This window comes from Pseudomonas sp. 50_B (assembly GCF_017491625.1).
Taxonomy (GTDB): domain Bacteria; phylum Pseudomonadota; class Gammaproteobacteria; order Pseudomonadales; family Pseudomonadaceae; genus Aquipseudomonas; species Aquipseudomonas danubii.
The window spans coordinates 27,626-50,943 of sequence record NZ_JAFGYX010000002.1; the positions used below are offsets into that span (position 1 = coordinate 27,626).

Genomic DNA, 23,318 nt, shown 5'->3' on the forward strand with positions numbered 1-23,318 from the left:
CCCCTTCGCTGGCAAGCCAGCGCCTGCGGCGGGCGGTGATGGGTCAGGCGGGGTGGGCAGGCAGGGTCAGTTCGACCCGCAGGCCGTCAGGACGGCTGTCGAAGTTCAGCTCGCAGCCGCAGCGCTGGACGATGGCCTGGACAATCGCCAGGCCCAGTCCGCACCCCGTGCTCTGGCTGTTGCGCCAGAAGCGCTGGGTCAGGTGCTGCAGGTCTTCCTGGGCAATCCCCGGGCCATGGTCACGCACCTGGAAACGCAGGCGACCGGCCACCAGCTCCAGGTTCAACTCCACCGGGCAGTCTTGCGGGGTGTGGCGCAGGGCGTTGTCCAACAGGTTGCGCAAGGCGGCAATCGCCAGGGTCGAGGGCATGGCCACCGGGGCCTCGGCGGCGTGCTCTCCCAGGTGCACCTTGACCCGCTGCCGGGCGCCCACGGCGGCATCCTGGATTGCCAGGCGAACCACTTGCTCGGCATTGCAGTGCACGCCGTCATCAAACGACAGGCTGCCCTCGACCCGAGCCAGCAACAGCAGTTGTTCCAGGGTCCGATGCAGGCGGTCGGCGCCCTCCTCGGCCCGGGCCAGGGATTGATCCCGGGCCGCACCGTCGGTCATGCGCGCCACCTGCAGGTGGGTCTTGATCGCGGTCAGCGGGCTGCGCAATTCATGGGCGGCATCACCAGTCAGGCGGCGTTCGCGTTCGATGGTCTTGGCGATGCGCTGGAACAGCTGGTTCTGGGTGTCCACCAGCGGCCGCAATTCGCTGGGCATGGGCCGGATCTGCAACGGTTCCAGGGAATCGGCGCTACGGCGCATCAGCGCGTCGCGAATCCGGTTCAGCGGCGCCAGGCTCTGGCCGATGCCCAGCCACAACAGCCACAGACAGCCCAGCAAGGCCACCCCCACCGGCACCGAAGCGGCCAGCAGCACCGACATGTTCAGGGCTTCGCGTTCCACCTGGCGGTCAGCGGTGGTGATGCGCAGATCACCGCGCACCAGGGTGAAGGTGCGCCAGGGCGCGCCGTCGATCATCTGGTCATGAAAGCCCAGTTTCTCGGCTTCCAGGGTGTGTTCAGGCGTGCTGTGGCTGCGGGCCAGGACCTGCCCGCGCAGGGAGCTGACCTGACAGGCCATGCCCCCGGGAATGGTCAAGGCCGCGCTGGCAATGGGATGGGCGTGGGTGTCGGAAGGCAGCGCCGGCATCTGTTCCAGCAGGCCCGCCACCATGCGCGCCGAGGCCACCAGGCGTTGGTCCAGGGAAAACATCATCTGATTGCGCAGATCGCTGAGCATCCAGGCCGCGGCCAGGGTCCAGATCAGAATGAAGGCGGCGCCCAGGGTCACGCTCAGGCGCAGGCGCAGGCTCCTCACTTAGGACTTCTCCTGGCCATCGGCCGGCCCCAGGCGATAGCCCAGGCCGCGCACCGTCTCGACGATGCCGTTGCCCAGTTTGCGTCGCAGGTGGTGGATGTGCACGTTGAGGGCGTTGCTTTCCAGTTCGTCGTTGAACCCGTAGACGCTGTCCTTGAGCTGTTCGCTGGACAGCACCCGGCCGCGATTGTGCAGCAGGGCCTGGAGCAGCGCCTGTTCGCGCCGGGACAGGTCCACCGGTTCGCCGCCCAGGCGGGTTTCCCGGGTGCTGGGGTCGTAGGTCAGGCGCCCGTGCTCGATCAGGTTGACGCTGCGCCCCGCCACCCGGCGCAACAGGGTGTGCAGGCGCGCCGCCAGTTCCCGCAGGTCGAAGGGCTTGAGCAGGTAATCGTCGGCCCCGGCCTGCAGGCCGTCGACCCGGTCGGTCACCGAGTCGCGGGCGGTGAGGATCAGCACCGGAATCTCCAGGCCCTGCTGGCGCTGTTGCTTGAGCAACTTCAAACCATCTTCATCCGGCAGGCCCAAGTCCAGTACCATCACGTCGAAATCGGCCACGCCGAGCATGGCCCGCGCCGCCGAGGCAGAGGCCACATGCTCGACCGTCAGGCCCTGGGCCGTGAGGCCGGCGACTATTCCGCTGGCAATCAGCTCATCATCTTCACAGACAAGTACGTGCATGGTCGGTCCTGTAACAAAGGCGTTGATTAGACAGGCGGCGGATTAAGCGGACATTATGCCCGCCACTGCCGTGCAACAACCCAAGTATGGTTAATCATCGGTTAATCAGGACCCGCCATTGTGCATCCCACTTGCACCGGTTTAAGGCTTGACCATGCGTCGATTGCTCATTTTGCTGTTTATGCTGTTCACCACCCTGGCAGAAGCCAGCAACAATCCGTTCGAGGTCAAGCCCGACTTCCTGCCGGTGGACAAGGCCTTCACCTTCACCTCCGAGCGCCTGCCTTCTGGGGAAACCCAGCTGTTCTGGCAGATTGCCGACGGCTACTACCTGTACCAGAAACGCCTGAAGTTCGACGGCCTGGCCCAGGACCATCAGCCGGCCCTGCCGGACGGCGAACACCACAGCGACGAGTTCTTCGGCGAACAGACGGTGTATCGCCAGGGCCTGGAAGTGAAGCTGCCGGCAGCCGCCAGCGGCAAGGTCAAGCTGGGCTGGCAGGGCTGCGCCGATGCCGGCCTGTGCTACCCGCCACAGACCCTGGAAGTCAACCTGGGGGGCGCCCCCGCCGTTGCCGCCGGCAACAGCGCCGCAACCGGCAACGGCACGGCCCAGGACCAACTGCTGGCCAACGACCTGCAACAAAAATCCTGGGGCCTGGGCCTGCTGGCCTTCTTCGGCTTCGGCCTGCTGCTGGCCTTCGCCCCTTGCTCACTGCCGATGCTGCCGATCCTCGCGGGGATCGTGGTCGGCAGCGGCGCCAGCCCGCGTCGGGGCCTGGCCCTGGCCTCCAGCTACGTGCTGTGCATGGCCCTGGTGTATGCCGGCATGGGGGTGATCGCCGCCCTGCTGGGCAGCAACCTGCAGGCCTGGTTGCAACAGCCCTGGGTGCTGGGCAGCTTTGCCGCGCTGTTCATGCTGCTGGCGCTGCCGATGTTCGGCTTCTTTGAACTGCAAATGCCGGCGTTTCTGCGCGACCGCCTGGAGGGCGCCAGCCGCCAGCGCCAGGGCGGCAGCCTGATCGGCTGTGGCGCTCTCGGCGCGCTGTCGGCGCTGTTGGTGGGCCCGTGCATGACCGCGCCCCTGGCCGGCGGCCTGCTGTACATCGCCCAGACCGGCAATGCCCTGTTTGGCGGCCTGGCGCTGTTCGCCCTGGGCCTGGGCATCGGCCTGCCGCTGCTGTTGCTAGTGACCCTGGGCAACCGCTTCCTGCCCAAGCCGGGGCCCTGGATGAACCTGCTCAAGGGCGTGTTCGGCTTCCTGTTCCTGGGCACCGCTATCTATATGTTGCGCCCGGTGCTCGACACCAGCCTGTGGATCGGTCTGTGGGGCGCCCTGGCCCTGGTACTGGCCTATTGCGCCTGGCAGCAACGGGCCATCGCCGGGCGCCTGCTGCACCTGTTCGGCGCCGCCGCCGTGCTGTCTGGCCTGTGGGGCAGCGTGCTGCTGGTGGGCGCCGCCGGTGGCAGCGATGACCTGTGGCGACCGCTGAAGGTCTACAGCGGTGGCAGCGTGGCCAGCAGCGCCACCGCCCACGATGCCTTCACCACCGTCAAGTCGCCCGCGGAATTGCAACGTGCCCTGGACAGCGCCCAGGCCCAGGGCCAATGGGTGCTGCTGGACTACTACGCCGACTGGTGCGTGTCCTGCAAGATCATGGAGAAAACCGTGTTCGGCCAGCCCCAAGTCCTCGACGCCCTGAAGGACGTGCGCCTGCTGCGCCTGGACGTCACCCATGACAACGCCGACGGCCGCGAACTGCTCAGCCGCTACAAAGTGCCCGGCCCACCCAGCTTCCTGTGGATCGGCCCGGATGGCAGCGAGCGCCGCAGCCAGCGCATCACCGGCGAAGTGGATGCCACGGCCTTCCTGCAACGCTGGACCCAGACCCGGGAAGCCCGTTGATGCTGACCTTTACCATCGGCACCTTCGCCATCGCCCTCAACCACCTGCTGCTGATCAGTGCCCTGGCCCTGGCCACCCTGGTGGGCTGGCGGGTGGCCAAGCGCGGCGGCGACAACCCGGAATCGGTGCTGTTCATGCTGTTCCTGCTGGGCATGCTCGCGGCGCGGATCTGCTTCGTCATCGCTTACTGGAAGCACTACCAGCACAACCTGTGGCTGATCATCGACCTGCGCGACGGCGGCTTCCTGGCCTGGCCGGGGGTCATCTTCATGCTCCTGGCAGCCCTGGCCTGGGGCTGGAAACGCCCACCGCTGCGCCGCCCGCTGGGCGCCGGTATCGCCAGCGGCCTGGCCTTCTGGCTGCTGGCCAGCCTGTCCCTGACGCTCTACGACCAGGGCACCCGCCTGCCGGAAATGCCCCTGCGCAATGCCACAGGCGACACCGTGCAGCTCACCGACTACCAGGGTGGGCCACTGGTGATCAACCTCTGGGCCACCTGGTGCCCGCCGTGCCGGCGAGAAATGCCGGTCCTGGAGCGCGCCCAGCAGCAACGTCCGGACCTGACCTTCCTGTTCGTCAACCAGGGCGAAAGCATGCAAAGCGTGGCCACCTTCCTCGCCACCCAGGAACTGAACCTGAACAACGTGCTGTTCGACAGCGGCGGCCGCCTGGGCCAGGCCGTGGGCTCCATGGCCCTGCCCACTACACTGTTCTACAGCGCCGACGGCCGTCTGCTGAGCAGTCACCTGGGTGAACTCTCGGAAGCCAGCCTGGCCCGTGCCCTGGAGAACTTCGACGACGCCCATCCGACCCCGGTCGCCCCTGCAAGGAAACTGCCATGCCCTTCATCCGCCACCTGCTGAGCCTGTCCTTGGGCGCAGCCCTGCTCAACGCGCCGCTGCTGCACGCCGAAGAACTGCCCGCACCGATCCGCAAGATCGAAGAAAAAGGCGCCAAGATCCTCGGCAGCTTCGATGCCCCGGATGGCCTCAAGGGCTACGCCGCGCAGTACCAGAACCGTGGCATGACCCTGTACCTGACCCCGGACGGCAAGCACGTGCTGCTGGGCAACCTGTACGACGCCGACGGCAAGGACCTGAGCGCCGAACCCTTGCAGAAACTGGTCTACGCACCGATGGCCAAGGAAGTCTGGAACAACCTGGACAAGAGCAACTGGATCGCCGACGGCAAGGCCGATGCGCCGCGCATCGTCTACCTGTTCAGCGACCCCAACTGCCCCTACTGCAACATGTTCTGGCAACAGGCGCGGCCCTGGGTGAACGCCGGCAAGGTGCAATTGCGGCACATCATGGTGGGCATCATCCGCGAAGACAGCCCGGGCAAATCCGCCGCCCTGCTGGCCGCCAAGGACCCGCAACAGGCCCTGCAGGACCACGAGAAAGCCGGCAAGGCCAGCGCCCTGAAACCCCTGGCGAGCATTCCAGCGGCGGTGCAGGCCAAGCTCGACGCCAACATGAAGCTGATGGAGGAACTGGAGCTGTCGGCGACCCCGGCGATCTTCTACCTCGACGACAAGGGCGAACTGCAACAACAGCAAGGCGCCCCGGCCCCGGGCAAGCTGACGCAGATTTTCGGCCCGAAATAACCCCGCCCCCCGTAGGAGCCTGCTTGCCGGCGAAAGCGTCCGTCAGGCTGGCGTCCGGCTTGCGGGCCCCTTCGCTGGCAAGCCAGCTCCTGCAACGGAAGAATCGGGCTTCAACCGTGGCGCTGTAAAAACGCCAGCAAGGCCCGGGTCACGAACTCCAGGTTCTCACGGCTGGAGATATGCCCGGCCTCGGGCACCAGCTGGTAAGGGCAGCCGATGCGTTCGGCCATCTCGACGGTTTCCGCCGGTGGCCGCGGCTGGTCCTGGTCGCCACACAGCAGCAAGGTGTTCGGCCCATCCAGGTGCTGCAACTGATCCAGCACATCCGCCCGGCTGAAGGTGATGCGCCCCATGGGAATCACGCTCGCGCGCAAACGCTCGGCCGGCAGTGCCGCGAGGCTGGCGCGAAAATCCTGATACAGCGCCGACTGCCGATCGATACCCGGGCGGAAGAAGATCGGCACCACGATATCCAGCAGCGCTTCGGCGATCAGGCCGCTGTCCTCGATCTGCTGGAACAGGGAAAAGTAGTATTGCCGGGTCGGCTCCGGCTCGGCCCCCAGGTAGGTGTCCATCAGCACCAGACCGTCGATGCGCTGCGGCGCCGCCAGGGCCAGACGTGCACCCCACATGCCGCCCACCGACAAGCCCACCAACGTCACCCGCTCGATGTGCAAATGATCGAGCAAGGCCAGCATCTGCCGCGCCACATCGTCCAGCGACGCGGTGCCTGCCGGCAGCGCCCCGGACTGGCCGTGGCCCCACAGGTCCACCGCAATCACCCGGTACTGCGCCGACAACGCCTCGATCTGCGGCGCCCACATGCTGGTGTCCCACAAATAACTGCCGGCCAGGAACACCACCGGCCCCTGGCCCTGGTCAAGGTAGTGCAACGGTTGTCCATCGATGGTCGCGAAAGGCATCGGCTAGCTCCTGAAGGGAATGACGAAAAAGGTCCGACAGACTGTGCCGTGAACCAGGCTCAGTCAATCGGACCGGGGCGACAAAAACGTATCAGGAAATGCCCGGATTCACGGCCCGCGCTGGCCGTCGAGCAAGGCCTCCACCACCGCGCGGGCCATCTCCACCGAATGCACCATGGACCAGATCAGCCCGCGCTCCAGGCCGCTGCCCTGCTGGGTGATTTCATCGCAGACCTCTTCGGCACATTTGAGCAACAACGCCACATGCACCAGGGCCTCTTCGGCGCTGACGCCTTCGCGCACGCTGAACAGCGAGTCGGGGGAAACGGCTTTGGCTTGGGTCGTGAGCTGGAACAGCGCGGGGTCCAACGGTTGCTGAGCCAGGGCCACGCGCAGGGTGGCGTTGGCGGCCTTGAGTTCGGGATCGCGATAGGACGTGGGGGGATCGGGGACGAGCTTTTTCATGGTCAAACTCCTGGTAATGACAAGGAGCTGACACCGTTCGCTTGCACACGAATAAGGTGGCAGCCGTGCGCGGGTGTGCAAGACCGAGTTACCAGAACCCCGGCAGATCCAAAGATCTCCCGCGCACGGCCGCCATAACACGGCGAACATGAAATCGCTCAGGCATGACTGAGCGCTTATGCGTCTGGTAACGGTCGGACTTGCACATCCGAGCCATCGATTGGGCGATGGCTCCGGAACCCTAGCCCGCCCACCAGGCGCATTCAAGCGGCCCGCAGTTTCTCGGATTTGCCTTACAAAAGAAAGCGACTAAACACCGTTCCAGCGACCTTCCAGCCCGTTTCCGAAACCACCTTACCCCGATCGGCATTGGCCTATGGACCTATGAAATTGTTGCCCTGTAGCCGCTGCTGAGCCTTGGCGAAGCTGCGAAAAGGCCCGCAGGACCCTGCTTGGCGATCTCCCGTCAAAGACCTGAGGCGGCCTTGAAATCGCCGCGTCTGCCTGCGCAGCCGTACGCAGCCTGCGGCAGCGGCTACAGGGTCGCCAGGGGGTACTGTAGCCGCTGTCGAGCCTTGGCGAGGCTGCGAAAAGGTCCGCAGGACCTTGCTTGGCGATCTCCCGTCAAAGACCGCTGGCGGCCTTGAAATCGCCGCGTCTGCTGCGCAGCCGTACGCAGCCTGCGGCAGCGGCTACAGGGTCGCCAGGGGGTACTGTAGCCGCTGTCGAGCCTTGGCGAGGCTGCGAAAAGGTCCGCAGGACCTTGCTTGGCGATCTCCCGTCAAAGAACGCTGGCGGCCTTGAAATCGCCGCGTCTGCTGCGCAGCCGTACGCAGCCTGCGGCAGCGGCTACAAAAAACCGATTGGCATCAGCCGCAAGCATGACTCAGCGGTATTCTTCCGGCGCCTCGCGTTCGAGGATTTCCTCCAGATCGCTCAGGCCTCCGCGCGCCTTGAGGATGCCGCTGACCTGGTCGATCCACTCCTGCTCCGAAGCGATCCCCGCCCACGACTGGCTGCCGAAGCCGTGATACGGCCGATCGTCGAAGGTGCTGATCAGCAACTGGTTGAAGCGCCTGGTGTCCAGGTTGTTGCGCTGGACCTGCACTTGCAGCGCCCCCAGCACTTTCTGCTGCTCTTGCGGGTTGGGGCGATAGTGGTAGAGCCGCGGCGTGCTGAGCACCAGGAACTCCGGTGGCAGGTTTTCATCGATGGCCGCCTGCAGGCGGTAATGACCGTCGAGGATCAGGTGGCAGTTCAGGCCGCTGACGTACCACAGCAGGATCGGCGGCAAGCTGCCTTCGCGGGCTTTTTTGCGCCACCATTTCAAGCGTCCGGAATGGGGGTCCACGGCATGCAGGCCGACCACCGCCCCGCCGCCCTCGTACAACTCGACCCAGCGCGCCGAGCCGGGCTGCTGGTTGTCGAGGATGTTGCGGCCGTAGATCGCCCACTGCGGCATATGGCTCTGGGCGTCTTCGCCGCCCTTGAAGTACCAGGCTTCGGTGCCGCTGAGCAGCGGCCGCATGGGTTTCTGGGACGCCGGGCGCAAGGCCCGCACCAGCCAGGAGCCGGGGTAGAAGAAGTCCGGCTGGTGCTGCATCAGTTGCTCGACGAAGAAGCGGCTCCAGGCCTTGAGGCGCAGGGCCGGGTCGAGGCGCGCCTGTTGTTCAACCTGAGGCGAGTCGATGGGGCCCACCAGGGTTTGCGGCAGTTGCTCCGGCAGGTCATTGCGCACCAGCCACACGCCATAGCGGCAGTGCGACATGGTGCCCCAGAGCAGGGTCTGGTCCCCCAGCACCAGCTGCATGCGGCGGTTGTCGCCACTGAGCAGGCACAGGTTGGGCTTGCCACTGGCCGGGCGTTTGACGTCCACGCCGAGGCCGTTCCACTGGCCGGCCAAATCCTCGATGTCACGCCAGAAAAGCTGTTCCACGATTGTCCCTAATCCTTTATCAATGACCGGCCCTGCGGCGGGCGGGCGCGAATATAGCAGAGTGTTTGGGGACCTGTTCGCCGGCAAGCCAGCTCCTACGAGCAGCCCCCCTGTAGGAGCCGGCTTGCCAGCGAACACGGCCAGCGCCCTATCCACGCCGGGCAATCACCGCCTCCATCTGGTCTTCCAGCCCTTGCCCGCTCAGGCACTGGCGCACCTCGTCGCACCACTGCGATTGCGGCTCGTTGCCGGCCCAGGCCGGGGTAGCGCTGCGGTATTGCGGCCGGTCATCGAACGCCTGGATCAGCACCCGGTTGAGGTGCTCGGTGCTCAGGGCCGGGTTGCGCGGCACCGCGTCGCCGCGCTTGCGCAGTGAATCCATGACCCGCTGCTGATGCTCCAGGCTCGGCGTGAAGTCGCGCTCGCGGGTGGCGCTGAGAACGATGAATGATGGCGCGAGGTTTTCCGCGATGGCCGCCTGCAAGCGGTAATGCCCATCGATGACCACATAGGAGGCCAGCCCGCCGACGTACCACAGCAGAATCGGCGGCAGGCTGCCTTCCCGGGCCTTCTTGCGCCACCATTTCAAGCGCCCCGCCTCGGGGTCGACCCGGTGCAGGCCGATGAGCTTGCCGCCGCCGTGCCACCAGTCGATCCACTCCAGGGTCTGGGGTTGCAGGTTGTCGAGAAAATCCTCGCCGTACAGGTGCCAGCTGGGCACGTGGGTCAAAGGATCGATCACCGAGGTGAAGCGCCAGTGGTCCAGGCCGTTCGCGGTGCTGGAGGGCTCCGGCAGCAGGCCCTGGGCCAGCCAGTAACCGGGGGTGAGGAAGTGCCGGGCGCTTTCGCTGAGGCGGCTGACGAAATAGCGGCTCCAGGCCTTGATCCGTAGCTCAGGCGCCAGGGCTGCGTACTGTTGGACTGTGGGTGAATCGATGGGGGCCAGCATTCGGCATTCGGCGCCTTCCGCCAGCGGGTTGCGCACCAGCCAGACGCCGCCGTGATCCCAGGCGAAGGTGGCCCAGAACAATGGCGTGTCGTGGTGCATCAACTTGATCCGGGCATTGGCGCCGGTGCGCAGGTACAGCGGCGGTTTGTCCGTGGCATTTGGCTGCACTTCGACACCCAGACCGCTCCAGTTGCCCATCGTATCTTCGATGTCGTGCCAGTAAAGCGGCTCTGCCATGGTTCCGGTCCTTGAATGAAAACGCCCGGCGCAGGTGCTTGGACCTGGGCCGGGCGCGATCATAACAGAGGGTCCAAGGGCCTATGTACCATCAACCCGACTCCTGTAGGAGCTGGCTTGCCAGCGAAGCCGACACCTTGGTTACAAGCCCTCCAGCTCGGCCATCAGATCACTCAGCCGGTCGACCTTCTCCTCGCTGATTGCATTGGCGCCCAGTCCTTCGATGTACGCGGCCAACTCCTGCACCGTGCTGCATTCGAACATGGCCCGCAGCGGTACGTTGCGTTGCAGGGTTTTCTGTACCCGCGAGGCAATCTGCGTGGCCAGCAGGGAATGCCCGCCCAACTCGAAGAAGTTGTCGCGCACGCCCACCCGTTCGACCTTGAGCACCTCGGCCCAGATGTACGCCAGGGTCTGCTCCAGCTCGCTGCCCGGGGCTTGGTAGTCCTGGCTCTGCAACTGGCCGATCTCCAGGGCCGGCAGGGCCTTGCGATCAAGCTTGCCGTTGGCGTTGAGGGGCAGGCGCGCAAGCCACAGCCAGTGCAGCGGCACCATGTATTCCGGCAGTTCGGCGCGCAAGCGCGGTTTGATCCGCTCCAGGCATTCGCTCGGGCTCAGGCTTGAGTCACTGGCCACCAGGTAGCCCACCAGGTGCTTGCCGTTGGCCCCTTCCTGCACCGCCACGGCGGCGTCGCGGATTTCCGGCTGTTCGTGCAGGCGCGCTTCGATCTCCCCCAGCTCGATGCGGTAGCCGCGGATCTTCACCTGATGGTCGATCCGGCCGACGTATTCCAGTACGCCGTCGCTGCGCCGGCGTGCCAGGTCGCCGGTGCGGTACAGGCGTTCGCCCGCCGCACCGAACGGATGGGGCACGAAGGCCAGCGCGGTGCGCAACGGGTCGCTGACGTAACCGCGGCCAACACCAGTGCCGGCCACGCACAGCTCGCCGACCGCGCCCAGGGGCACCAGCGCCAGGGCATCGTCCATCAGGTACAGCTGGTTATTGTCGGTGGGCGTGCCGATGGGCAGGTAGGCGCCCCGGGTCGAAGCCAGGTCCACCCGGAAGAAGGCCACGTCATCGGAACATTCCGCCGGACCGTAGGCGTTGACCAAACCGATCTGTGGATAACGCAGCAGCCATTGGTGCGCCAGTTCCGGCGGCATGGCCTCGCCGGTGGGCAGCATCCAGCGCAGGCCATCCAGGGCAATGGCGTCCTGGGCGAGCATGCCCTGGATCAGCGACGGCACGCTCTCCAGCACGGTGATGCCCTGCTCCTGGACGTGAGCCAACAGGCCCTGGGGATCGTGGGCGATGGCGTTGGGCACGATGTCGACCCGGGCGCCGAACAGCGGCGCAGCAAGGAACTGCCAAACCGAAATGTCGAAGCTCTGGGACGCGGTCTGGGCGATCACGTCAGCCTCGCTCAAGTGCAGGTACGGCACCTTGCTCAGCTGGTTGTTGAGCATGCCGCGCTGCTCCACCATCACGCCCTTGGGCAGGCCGGTGGAACCGGAGGTGTAGATCACGTAGGCCAGGTTGTCCGGCGCGCTGTAGCGCCCCGGGTTGCTTTCGGCATGCCCGGCGGCTTGCAGCTCTTCCCAGACCAGCAACCGTGGCCGTGCGGCACAGGCGAACTCGTCCAGCAGGGCCTGGGCCTGTTCGCGGCAAGCCGCGGTGCAGACCAGGATCGGCGTGCGGCTGAGCTCGATGATGCGCCCCAGGCGCTGGCTTGGCAGGCCCGGGTCCAGGGGCAGGTAGCCGGCCCCGGCCTTGAAGCTGCCGATGATCATGCCCAAGAGTTCCAGGCCGCGCTCGGCCAGCAAGGCCACTGGCTGATCAAAGCCCACGCCGTTGGCGATCAAGGCATGACCCAAGCGGTTGCTGTAGCGGTTCAACTCGGCATAGCTGTAGCGCTGGTCCAGGCAACTGGCGGCGATGCGCTGCGGATGGGCCGCCACCTGGGCCTCGAACAGCTCCACGTAGCTGCGCTCCAGCGGGTACTCACGCTGGCTCTGGTTGCAGCCGGCCAGCAGGAAATCCTGCTCCTCTTCACCCAGCAGCGGCAGGTCGGCCATGTCGCCATGCAAGCCCTGCATCAGCGCCAGCAGCAGGCGCTTGAACTCGCCGAGCAGGCGCTCGATGGTCGCCTGTTCGAAGTAGCGCTGGTCGTAGGACAGGTGCAGGCCCAGGTCATCCCCCGGGTAGCACACGGCGGTGATCGGGAAGTTGGTGTGGGTACGGCCGGAATCCGAACTGGCGTTCAGGCTCTGGGCGCGGTCCAGCACCGAGACTTCCACCGGGGCGTTTTCGAACACGAACAGGCTGTCGAACAGCGGTTGGCCCTTGGGCAGCTCGCTGCACTCCTGAATCGCCACCAGCGGCAGGTATTCGTATTCACGCAGTTGCATGTTGCGGTCGAGCAGGTCGCCGAGCCACTGGCGCACGCTGCAACGCTGCCCCTCCTCGGGCAGCTTGACCCGCAGCGCGATGCTGTTGATGAACAGGCCGACGGTGCGTTGCATCTCCGGCATGTCCACCGGGCGCCCGGCCACGGTGACCCCGAACAATACGTCGCGATCGCCACTCATGCGCCGCAGCACCAGGGCCCAGGCCGCCTGGGCGAAAGTGTTGACGGTCAGCTGATGCTGCTGCGCCAGCTCGCGCAGTTGCGCGCCGTCCCGGGCATCCAGGCGGGTGTAGCAGTCGCCGACGATCATGCCGCCGCTGTCACCGGCGTGTTCGCGCAGGAACGGCCGGTCGCTGGGGATCGGCGTGGTGCGTTCAAAACCTTCAAGGTTCTGCCGCCACCACTGCCGCGCCTCGGACAGGCTCTGGTGTTGCAGCCAGCCGATGTAATCGCGGTAGCGCGGTGGCACCGCCAGTTGCGCCTCGCGGCCTTCGCCCAGGGCGGTGTAGATCTCGAAGAAGTCGTTCATCAACAGCGAGCGGCACCAGGCATCGATGAGGATGTGGTGGTTGCTCATCATGAACCAGTAGCGCGCGGCGCCGACGCGGATCAGCCGCAGGTGGAACGGCGCCTGGTTGAGCAGATCGAAACCGGCCTCGCGCTCGGCTTTATGCAGGGCCTGGAGCTTGGGTTCCTGCTCGGCCTCGGGCACCGTGCTCCAGTCGAGAAACTCGATCGGGGTGCGGCCCGGTTTGTGGATAACTTGCAGCATGTCTTCGCCGACGTTCCAGCAGAACGACGCGCGCAGCGCTTCGTGGCGCGCCACCACCGCCTGCCAGGCCTGGGCGAAACGCTCCGGGTCCAGCTCGCTGTTGATGCGGTAGCGGTCCTGCATGTAATACAAGCCGGTGCCCGGCTCCAGCAGGGTGTGCAGCAGCATGCCTTCCTGCATCGGGGTCAGCGGGTAGACGTCTTCGATCTGCACAGCCGGCACCGGCAGGCCATCGAGCTGGGCCTGGGTCAGGCGCGCCAGGGGGAAGTCCGACGGCGTCAGGCCACCGGCATCGTCGCGCAGGCAATGGGCAATCAGACTCTGCAGCTCACCCAGGTAGGCGTCCGCCAGTTCGCCGATCAGTTCGGCGGCGAAGCGTTCGCCGCTGTAAGTCCAGCGCAGTACCAGCTCGCCGCCATAGACCTGGCTGTCGATGCTCAGCTCGTTGGGCAACGGTGCTTCAGGTGCATGGGTCGGACCGACGGATTCATCCAGCGGACGCAGCAATGCGTCGGCGCCAAAACTCTGGTCGAACTGCCCCAGGTAGTTGAAGGTCACCGGCGCCAGCGGCAGCGCCGCCAGGGCCTCGCGGCAGGCGTCATCGGCCAGGTAGCGCAGCACGCCGTAACCCAGGCCCTTGTGCGGCACGGCCCGCAGTTGTTCCTTGATGGCCTTGATCGAGGCGCCCTGCCCGGCCGCTTCTTCCACTTGCAACGGGGTCAGGCGCAGCGGATAGGCGCTGGTGAACCAGCCGACGCTGCGGGTCAGGTCGATCTCGTCGAACAGCGCCTCGCGGCCGTGGCCTTCCAGTTGCACCAGGGCCGAAGGCTGCCCGCTCCAGCGGCACAGCACCCGGGCCAGGGCGGTCAGCAGCAGGTCGTTGACCTGGGTACGGTAGGCCGCCGGGGCCTGTTGCAGCAGTTGGCGGGTGCGCTCGGCATCCAGGGTCACGCTGTGGCTGCGGGCCTGCTGATGCTGCTGGCGGCCAGTGGCGTTGAGCCCCGGCAGTTGCGCGGCCGGGCCGGCCAGTTGCCGCTGCCACCAGCCGAGTTCTTCACGCAGGGATTCGCTGCCGGCATAGGCCAGCAGGCGGCTCGACCAGTCCCGCAGGGCACTGGTCTTGGCCGGCAGGCTCAGGCTCTGTCCGGCTTGCAACTGGCGATAAGCGTTCTGCAGATCCTCCAACAGCACGCGCCAGGACACGCCATCCACCACCAAATGGTGGATCGCCAGCAGCAGGCGTTGCTCGCCTTCCGGCCCGTCCACCAACACCGCCCGCAACAGCGGCCCGTGTTCCAGGTCGAGGCTGCGCTGGGCATCGGCGAACAGTGCCTCGCAGGTGGCCATGGACGGCACCCGCACTTGCCACAGCACAGGCGCGTCGGACAGCGGCAGGTACTCGGCGCGCCACTGCCCATCCACCGGTTTGAAACGCAGGCGCAGGGCGTCGTGCTGCTCCAGCACCGCCAGCAGCGCCTGTTCCAGCGTCTGGGCATCGAGCAGGCCCAGCGGCTCCAGCAGCAATGCCTGGTTCCAGTGCTGTGGCTGGGGAATGCGGCTGTCGAAGAACCAGTGCTGGATCGGCGTCAGCGGCGCTTCGCCACTGAGCTGGCCCTGCTCGGCGCTGACGCGCTGAGTGTGGCTGGCGACCCGGGCCAGGGTTTGCACGGTCTGGTGCTGGAACAGGTCCCGCGGGGTGAAGTGCAGCCCCAGCTGGCGGGCGCGGCTGACCACCTGGATCGACAGGATCGAGTCGCCCCCCAGTTCGAAGAAGTTGTCGTTGAGGCCCACTTGCCGCACGTTCAGCACTTCGCCCCAGACCTTGGCCAGGGTCTGTTCCAGCTCGTTGCTCGGCGCCACGTACTGCTGGCGGTTGAGCTCCGGGTCCGGCATCGGCAGGGCCCGGCGGTCGAGCTTGCCGTTGGCGGTCAGCGGCATGCTGTCGAGCAGGATCAGGTGGGTCGGCACCATGTAGTCCGGCAGCTGGGTTTTCAGCTGCTGCTTGAGGGCTTCACGCAGGTTGGCCTGCTGCGCCTCGTTGTGCTCGGCCACCTCGCTCACCAGATAGGCGGCCAGCTGTTTGCCCGCCGGGGTGTCGAGAGCCAGCACCACCGCTTCACGCACGGCCGGATGATCCAGCAGACGGGTTTCGATCTCTCCCAGCTCGATGCGGAAACCGCGAATCTTCACCTGATGGTCGACCCGGCCGATGTACTCCAGCTGACCGTCGGCGCACTGGCGCACCAGATCACCGGTGCGGTACAGGCGCCCGCCATCGCCGGAGAACGGATCGGCCACGAAACGCTCGGCGCTCATCCCCGGACGACGGTGATAACCCTGGGCCAGCCCGGCGCCGCCGACATACAGCTCACCGGTCGCCCCTTGGGGCACCAGCGCCAGATCAGCGTCGAGAATGTAAGCCACCCGCGCCCCGACGATGCGGCCGATGGGCACGCTGGCCACGCCTTCGGCCAAGTGCTCCGGCGCCAGGCTGGCCAGGGGCATGACCACGGTTTCGGTGGGGCCGTAGGCGTTGAAGAACAGGCTCGGCTGGAACGCCGCGCGGATGCGTTGCAGGTGTTCGCCGGTCAGGGCCTCGCCGCCAGTGATGCACATGCGCACCGGCAGGGTCTGCTGCTGGGTCGCCAGATGTTGGGCCAACTGGCTGCCGTAGCTGGGGGTAAAGCCGAGGATGCTGATGCGATGCTGGCGAATCAGCTGGCAGATCTCTTCGGCATCCCACTGGCCCTGGGCCCGCAGCACCACCTGGGCGCCGCTGAGCAGCGGCACCAGCAAACGCTCGGTGGCGGCGTCGAAGTTGATGGAATAGAAGTGCAACTCGCAGTCGTCCGGGCGCATGCCGAAACGGCGGATCACCGCCTGGCAGTGCATGGCGATTTCCCCGTGGGACACCACCACGCCCTTGGGCTGGCCGGTGGAGCCGGAGGTGTAGATCAGGTACGCCTGATGCTGGGGCAGGCTGATGAACGGCAGCTCGCTGGCCGGGTAGTCGGCCAGCAACGCGCCGTCCTCCTCCAGGCACCAACGACCAACACTCGCCGGCAACTCACCCAGGGCGGCGAACATACGTGCATCGCTGAGCAGCAGGCCGAGGCCGCTGTCTTCGATCATGTAGTGCAGGCGGTCCAGGGGGTATTCCGGGTCCAGGGGCACGTAGGCGCCACCGGCCTTGAGGATCGCCAGCAGGCCAACAACCATTTCCAGGGAACGCTCCAGGGCCAGGCCGACCCGCACTTGTGGGCCTACGCCACGCTCGCGCAGCATCCAGGCCAGACGGTTGGCGCGGCTGTCCAGTTCGCTGTAGCTCAGGGTCTGTCCGGCGAAGGTCAGGGCCGGGGCGTCGCGACGGGCCAGGGCCTGTTCGCTGAACAGGTGGTGGATGCACTGGTCCAGACGTTGCTCGCCGGGCTCGACGCTCAGGCTGTCCAGCAGCTGTTGCTGTTCCTCGACGTGCAGCAGCGGCAGTTCGCACAGGCGCCGCTGCGGATCGTCGATCAGGGCCCGCAGCAGGTTGCGCCAATGGGCGGCCATGCGCGCAATGCGCGGTTCATCGAACAGGTCGGTGCTGTAGGTCAGGCAGCAACCCAGGCGCTGATCCAGGTCGGTGACTTCCAGGTTGAGGTCGAACTTGGTGGCCCGGGCATCGTTGACCAGGTAGTCCACGGTCATGCCCGCCAGTTGCCGGCTTTGCTGGAACTCCCAGCGCTGGACGTTGCACATCACCTGGAACAGCGGGTTGTAGGCGGTGCTGCGCGGAGGTTGCAAGGCTTCCACCAGATGGTCGAACGGCAGGTCCTGGTGCGACTGGCCCTCGATCACGGTGTGGCGCACCTGCTCCAGCAACTGGCCGACGCTCATCTGCCCGTCGAGCTGGCAACGCAGCACCTGGGTGTTGAGGAAGGCGCCAATCAGCCCTTCGCTTTCCGGGCGGATGCGGTTGGCCACCGGCGCGCCGATGCGCAGGTCGGTCTGGCCGCTGTAGCGATAGAGCAGCACCGACAGGGCCGCGGTCATGGTCATGAACAGGGTCAGGCCGTGTTCGGCATTGAAAGCCCGCACCCGAGCCGCCAGCTCGTCGCTCAGGTCGAAGCGGTACAGCTCGCCCTGGTGGCTTTGCACCGCGGGCCGTGGCCGGTCGCTGGGCAGTTCCAGCAATGGGTGTTCGCGGCCCAGTTGCCCGGTCCAGTAGTCCAGCTGGCGCTGGCGCTCGCCGGATTCCAGCCACTGGCGCTGCCACACGCTGTAGTCCAGGTACTGCACCGGCAAGGGTTCCAGGGGCGATTCGCGGTCGTCGAGGAAGGCTTCGTACAGCGCGCTCAGTTCGCGGGCAAAGATGTCCATGGCCCAGCCTTCGGTGACGATGTGGTGCAGGGTCAGGACGAAGTAGTGCTCCTGCTCCCCGGCCTTGACCAGGCAGGCGCGCAGCAAGGGGCCGGTTTCCAGGTCGAAGGGCTGGTGCGCTTCGCTGTCCGCCAGTTGTTGCAGGCGTTGTTGCCGGGCATCCGGAGCCAGGGCCGAGAAATCCTTCCAGGCCATGCGCAGGCCGGTGTCGGCATGCACCTGCTGGTGGGCCACGCCATTAACGCTGGGGAAGGTGGTGCGCAGGGTTTCGTGGCGCAGGATCAACGCCTGCAACGCGGCCTCGAAGCGGCCCACGTCCAGCACCCCGGACAGCCGCGCCATGCCGCCGACGTTGTAGGCCGGGCTGTCGGGTTCCATCTGCCAGAGGAACCACATGCGCTGCTGGGAATAGGACAGCGGCACCGGCTGGCTGCGGTCGACCCGGGCAATCGGCGGCTGCTGGTTGCGCGCGCCGGACTGCTGGATCAGCAGCACCTGTTCGGCAAAGTCTCCCAGCTCGCTGGCTTCGAACAGCGCCCGCAGCGGCAACTCGACATCGCAGGCCTGACGGGTACGGGAAATGATCTGGGTGGCCAGCAGCGAATGCCCGCCCAGGGCGAAGAAGTCGTCCTTGAGGCCGATCCGGGGCTGGCCCAGCACGTCGCGCCAGATCTGGGCGATCTGCCGTTCCAGATCGGTGCTCGGTTCGACGTGCTCGCGCACCTGCCATTGCGGTTCCGGCAGGGCCCGGCGATCCAGCTTGCCGCTGGGGCTCAGGGGCATGGCCTCCAGGCGCAGCAGTTGCGCCGGCACCATGTACTCCGGCAGTTCGGCGGCCAGGGCGGTGGTCAGCCGAGCGCGTTGCTCGGTTTCATCTTCGTCGCTGGCAGGGGCGGTGTAGTAGCCGATCAACTGCGGGCCGGCGACGCTGTCGCGCACCAGCACCGCGGCCTGGGCCACGCCGTCCTGGGCCAGCAGCCGCGCTTCGATTTCCTGCGGCTCGACCCGAAAGCCCCGCAGCTTGACCTGCTGATCGAGACGGCCGAGGTATTCCAGCACGCCGTCGGCGCACCAGCGCACCCGATCGCCGGTGCGGTACAGGCGCGCGCCCTCCTCACTCAGGGGGTCGACCACAAAGCGTTCGGCGGTCAGCGCCGGGCGTCCCAGGTAACCCCGGGCCAGGCCCTGGCCGCTGATGCACAGCTCGCCCGGAACCCCGGCCGGCAGCAGGTTGAGCTCGGCATCCAGCACCCGGCACAGCACATTGCCCAGCGGCCGGCCAATGGGCGAGCGCTCGCCGTCATCCACCGAACACTGCCAGTGGGTGACGTTGATCGCGGTTTCGGTCGGGCCGTAACGGTTGTGCAGTTGCGCGTTCGGCAACTGCTGCAGCAGGCGGTTGCGCAGCTCGGCGGACAAGGCTTCGCCACCGGAGAACACCCGGCGCAGGCTGTGGCATTCGGCGCTCAGCGGTTCATCGACAAACAGCTGCAACAGCGGCGGCACGAAGTGCAGCGTGGTCACGCCATACTCCTGAACCAGCTGGGCGATGCGATGCGGGTCGCGGTGCTCGCCGGGGGCGGCAAGCAGCAGGCGGCAACCGCTGATCAGCGGCCAGAAGCACTCCCACACCGACACGTCGAAGCTGATGGGGGCCTTCTGCATCAGCACATCGTCGGCTTGCAGCTGGTAGCTGTCCTGCATCCATTGCAGGCGCTCCATCAGGGCGCGATGGGTGTTGCCCACGCCCTTGGGCTGGCCGGTGGAGCCGGAGGTGTAGATCACATAGGCCAGGTGCTCGCCGTCCAAGTGCAGGCCCGGGGCCTGGCTCGGCCAGCTGTCGAGCTTGAGGCTGTCCATGGCGATGGTGCTGACGCCTGGGGCCTCGGGCATCTGGCCGAGCAAATGGGTTTGGGTCAGGAGCAGTTGCACGCCGCTGTCTTCGAGCATGTAGGCCAGGCGCTCGGCGGGATAATCCGGGTCCAGGGGCACGTAGGCGCCACCGGCCTTGATGATCGCCAACAGGCCGATCAGCAGTTGTGGCGAACGCTCGGCGGCGATGGCCACGCACACGTCCGGGCCGACGCCCTTGTCCCGCAGGTAATGGGCCAGGCGGTTGGCCTGGGCATGGAGTTCGGCAAAGCTCAGATGGCCGCCGTTCCAGATCAGCGCGGTGCGCTCCGGGGTCTGCTGCAGTTGCTCATGCAGGCGTTCCGGCAGCCAGCGTTCAGCGCTCGCGCAAGGCGCCACGCTCCATTGTTGCAGTTGCGCCGCTTCGACCTTACCGAGCAACGGCAAGTCGCCCAGGGCGCTGTCCGGTTGCTGGCAGGCCTGCTCCAGCAGGCTGATGAAGTGCCCGGCCAGACGCTCGATGGTCGCCGCGTCGAACAGCTCGTCAGCGTAGTCGAAGGCCAGGCTCAGGCGGCCGTTGCGGTCTTCCTCGCTGTGCAGTTGCAGGTCGAACTTGGCCTCGCGGCTGTGCCACGGCAGTTCTTCGGCCAGCAGACCGGGCAGACGGCGCAAGGCGCTGAGGTCGCGCTGCTGGTGGTTGAACATGACTTGGAACAGGCCTTGCTCGCGGGCGTCGGGGAAGGCTTCGAGCAACTGTTCGAAGGGCAGGTCCTGATGCGCCTGGGCTTCAAGGGCGATGCGGCGGGTCTGCTGCAGCAGCTCGGCAAAGGTCTGGCGCGCATCCAGCTGGCCGCGCAGTACCTGGGTGTTGATGAAGAAGCCCAGCAGGCCCTGGGTTTCCAGGCGTGGACGGTTGGCGTTGGGCACGCCGATGCGGATGTCGGTCTGCCCGCTGTAGCGGTGCAACAGGGTCTGGAAGGTGGCCAGCAACAGCATGAACGGCGTCACTTGCTGGGCCTGGGCAGTCTGGCGGATCGCCTCACTGAGGGTCACGCTCAAGCGCTGGCTGTGGCGTGCGGCGCTGTGGCGGACCTGGGCCGAACGCGGGTGGTCGGTGGCCAGGCTGAGTACCGGGGCCTCATCGGCCAGTTGCTGCTTCCAGTAGTCCAGCTGACGCTGGCCTTCGCCCTGGGCCAGCCATTGGCGCTGCCAGCTGCCGTAGTCGGCGTACTGCAAGCTCAGGGGCGCCAGCTCCAGGCGCTGGCCCTGGGCCGCAGCGGCGTAGAGCCGGGAGAACTCGTCGATCAGCACAGTCAGCGACCAGCCGTCGGCGATGATGTGGTGCAGGGTCAACAGCAGTTGGTGCTCTTCATCATCCAGGCGGATCAGGGTCGCCCAGTACAACGGGCCCTTTTCCAGGTCGAACTGGGTGCGCGCCTCGTCTTCGCGAATCTGCTGCGCCCGGGCTTCGCGATCGGTTGGCGGCAGGTCGCTGATGTCGATCACCTGCAGATTGAACTCACCGGCCGCGTCCACCTGTTGCAGGGCCTGGCCGTCGCGCTCGAAGAACCGCGTGCGCAGCGCTTCGTGGCGCTGGAGCAGGTGCTGGAAGCTGCTGCGCAGGGCGTCTTCGTCCAGTTCGCCACGCAGGCGCAGGCCGCCGGGAATGTTGTAGGCGCTGCTGTGGGGGTCCAGTTGCCAGGTGATCCACAGGCGGTTCTGCGCCAGGGATTGGGGCAGCGGCTGCTGGCGCGACAGGGCCTGGATGCTGCCCTGGGCCACGCCGCCGTCCTGTTGCAGACGTGCCACGGCGGCGGTGAAGGCGCCCAGGGTCGGCGCTTCGAACAACAGGCGCAGGCTCAACTCCAGGCCCAGTTCCTGACCCAGGCGGGCCATGACCTGGGTGGCCGCGATGGAGTTGCCCCCCAGGAGGAAGAAGTGATCGTCGGCGGCCACTGCCGCGCATTGCAGCTGTTCCTGCCAGATTCGCCCGATCAGGTTTTGCAGTTCATCATCAGAACCTTCACCGACGCGGGCGGGTTCGCTGCCGGCCTGCGGGAACAGCGCGTAGTAATCCAGGCTGCCATCGGCCAACCGGGTGCGACAGGCGGAGCGCTGCAACTTGCCGCTGGAGGTTTTCGGCAGGGCCCCGGGGTTGAGCAACACCACCACGCTGGGCGCTTCCTGGCAGGCTTCGGCCACGGCCTGGCGGATGGCCTTGATCAGTGCCTCGGGGGGCAGGATCTTCTGCACGCTGCGGCTGATTTCCGCAGCGATGCCGATGCCTTCCTGGCCCTGGTCGCTGACCGCAAACGCCGCCACCCGACCCTTGCGCACCACTTCCACTTCGCGCTCGATGGTCTTTTCGATGTCCTGGGGATACAGGTTGTGCCCGCGCACGATCAGCAGGTCCTTCAGGCGCCCGGTGATGAACAGCTCGCCGTCACGCATGAAACCCAGGTCGCCGGTGCGCAGCCAAGTGCGGCCGGCATGCTGGACGAAGGTCTTGGCGCTGGCTTCGGGATTGCGCCAGTAGCCGTGGGCGATGCTCGGCCCGGCGGCCCAGACTTCGCCGATGCGGTTGTCAGGCAGTTCGCTGAGCTGCTGTGGGTCCATCACCAGCACGGCGTGCTCCGGCTGGCTGAAACCGCAGCTCATCATGGCGCTGCCCTGCCCCGGCTCGGCACGGTTCTGCGCCAGGGCCTGGTCGTCCAGGCGCAAGGCCGGGATGCCCTGGCCGCGCACGCCGCCGGCGACGAACAGGGTGGCTTCGGCCAGGCCGTAGGAAGCCAGGAAGTTGTCGCGACAAAAACCGCTGGCGCTGAACTTTTCGGCAAAGCCTTCCAGGGTGTCGAGGCGGATCGGCTCGGAACCGGAATAGGCCACGCGCCAGCGGCTGAGGTCGAGGCGCTCCAGGGCCGATTCGCTGATCCGCTCGCTGCACAGGCGGTAGGCGAAATCCGGGCCACCGCTGATGGTGCCGCCGTATTCGCTGATCGCTTCCAGCCAGCGCACGGGGCGGGCCAGGAAGTAGGCCGGCGACATCAGCACGCAGGGCACGCCGCTGAAGATCGGCTGCAGCAGGCCGCCGATCAGGCCCATGTCGTGGTACAGCGGCAGCCAGCTGACGATCACATCGTCCGGGTTGAGGTCGATGCCGAAGCCGCGGCGGATCAACAGCTCGTTGGCCACCAGGTTGCCGTGGCTGACCTGCACGCCCTTGGGCAGCGCGGTGGAACCGGAGGTGTATTGCAGGAAGGCGATGTCGTGGTCCTCAAGCTCAACGGCCTGCCAGTCTTCGGCCAGCCCGGCGTCCAGGGTGTCCACGCACAGCAGTTGCGGCGCGCCGGTGGCCTTGAGTTCGTCCATCTGCAACAGCGAATCGCGCAGCCCGGCGCTGGTCAGCAGCAGCCGCGGCTCGGCGTCGGCGAGGATCGAGATCAGGCGCTCCTGGTGATGACGACGGGTCGATTCCGGCGGGTAGGCCGGCACCGCGATCACCCCGGCATACAGGCAACCGAAAAATGCCGCGACGTAGTCCGGACCACTGGGGAATAGCAGGACCGCCCGATCCCCCTGCCGGGCATTGGCTTGCAGGGCGGCCGCAATGGTCCGCGCGCGAAGGTCCAGATCCCGATAACTGAGGACCACGCTCTGTGCCTGCTCTTCGGCGAGGAAACGCAACGCCACTTGATCAGGTGCCAGGACTGCCCGGCGTTGAAGGGCTTGGGCCAGGGTACTGGGGAGTTCGAACGCGTCCGTCATGGGGTTTCCTGCCAGGATTATGCTTGCAATGGAGATCGGGCCCTGCTCTGCCATAACCTAAAAAAACTATCTATAAATCAAATAGTTATAA

At 66.5% G+C, this 23,318-nt stretch carries 10 protein-coding genes; 3 read left to right on the plus strand and 7 right to left on the minus strand.

The window, feature by feature from the left end:
• Positions 1-43 precede the first annotated feature (43 nt).
• Entirely contained in the window at positions 44-1,369 is a 1,326-nt protein-coding gene (locus tag J5M73_RS03225; protein ID WP_115580608.1) for an ATP-binding protein, read from the minus strand.
• Positions 1,370-2,047, minus strand: coding sequence for a response regulator (locus J5M73_RS03230; protein ID WP_016965114.1), 678 nt, complete (start codon positions 2,045-2,047; stop codon positions 1,370-1,372).
• A 154-nt stretch (positions 2,048-2,201) separates the two neighbouring features.
• Between J5M73_RS03230 and dsbD the strand changes: the two genes are divergently transcribed.
• Genes dsbD through dsbG form a run of 3 tightly spaced genes read left to right on the plus strand, consistent with a single transcriptional unit; the run spans position 2,202 to position 5,559 of the window.
• Positions 2,202-3,953: a protein-disulfide reductase DsbD gene (gene dsbD, locus J5M73_RS03235; protein WP_207815037.1), complete on the plus strand. Its 1,752-nt coding sequence runs from the start codon at positions 2,202-2,204 to the stop codon at positions 3,951-3,953.
• Positions 3,953-4,816 carry a TlpA disulfide reductase family protein gene (locus J5M73_RS03240; protein ID WP_115580610.1) on the plus strand — a complete coding sequence of 288 codons (864 nt, stop codon included), beginning with the start codon at positions 3,953-3,955 and terminating at the stop codon, positions 4,814-4,816. Before dsbD ends, J5M73_RS03240 begins: the two co-directional genes overlap by 1 nt.
• A complete protein-coding gene (gene dsbG, locus J5M73_RS03245; protein WP_207815039.1) occupies positions 4,792-5,559 on the plus strand; it encodes a thiol:disulfide interchange protein DsbG in 768 nt (255 codons plus the stop codon). Before J5M73_RS03240 ends, dsbG begins: the two co-directional genes overlap by 25 nt.
• A gap of 110 nt (positions 5,560-5,669) precedes the next feature.
• Here the strand turns inward: dsbG and J5M73_RS03250 are convergent, their stop codons facing one another.
• The 5 genes from J5M73_RS03250 to J5M73_RS03270 form a co-directional block, all read right to left on the minus strand.
• Positions 5,670-6,482, minus strand: a complete 813-nt coding sequence (locus tag J5M73_RS03250; RefSeq protein ID WP_207815041.1) for an alpha/beta fold hydrolase — start codon at positions 6,480-6,482, stop codon at positions 5,670-5,672.
• 108 nt (positions 6,483-6,590) lie between these two features.
• On the minus strand, positions 6,591-6,947 hold the full coding sequence (locus J5M73_RS03255) for a hypothetical protein (RefSeq protein WP_207815043.1): 357 nt from the start codon (positions 6,945-6,947) through the stop codon (positions 6,591-6,593).
• Positions 6,948-7,833: 886 nt separating this feature from the next.
• A complete protein-coding gene (locus tag J5M73_RS03260) occupies positions 7,834-8,883 on the minus strand; it encodes a hypothetical protein (RefSeq protein WP_108546040.1) in 1,050 nt (349 codons plus the stop codon).
• 148 nt (positions 8,884-9,031) lie between these two features.
• Complete coding sequence (locus tag J5M73_RS03265) at positions 9,032-10,069, minus strand: ParB/Srx family N-terminal domain-containing protein (RefSeq protein ID WP_207815045.1); 1,038 nt, start codon at positions 10,067-10,069, stop codon at positions 9,032-9,034.
• A gap of 141 nt (positions 10,070-10,210) precedes the next feature.
• Positions 10,211-23,227, minus strand: coding sequence for a non-ribosomal peptide synthetase (locus J5M73_RS03270; protein WP_207815047.1), 13,017 nt, complete (start codon positions 23,225-23,227; stop codon positions 10,211-10,213).
• Between the last annotated feature and the right edge of the window lie 91 nt (positions 23,228-23,318).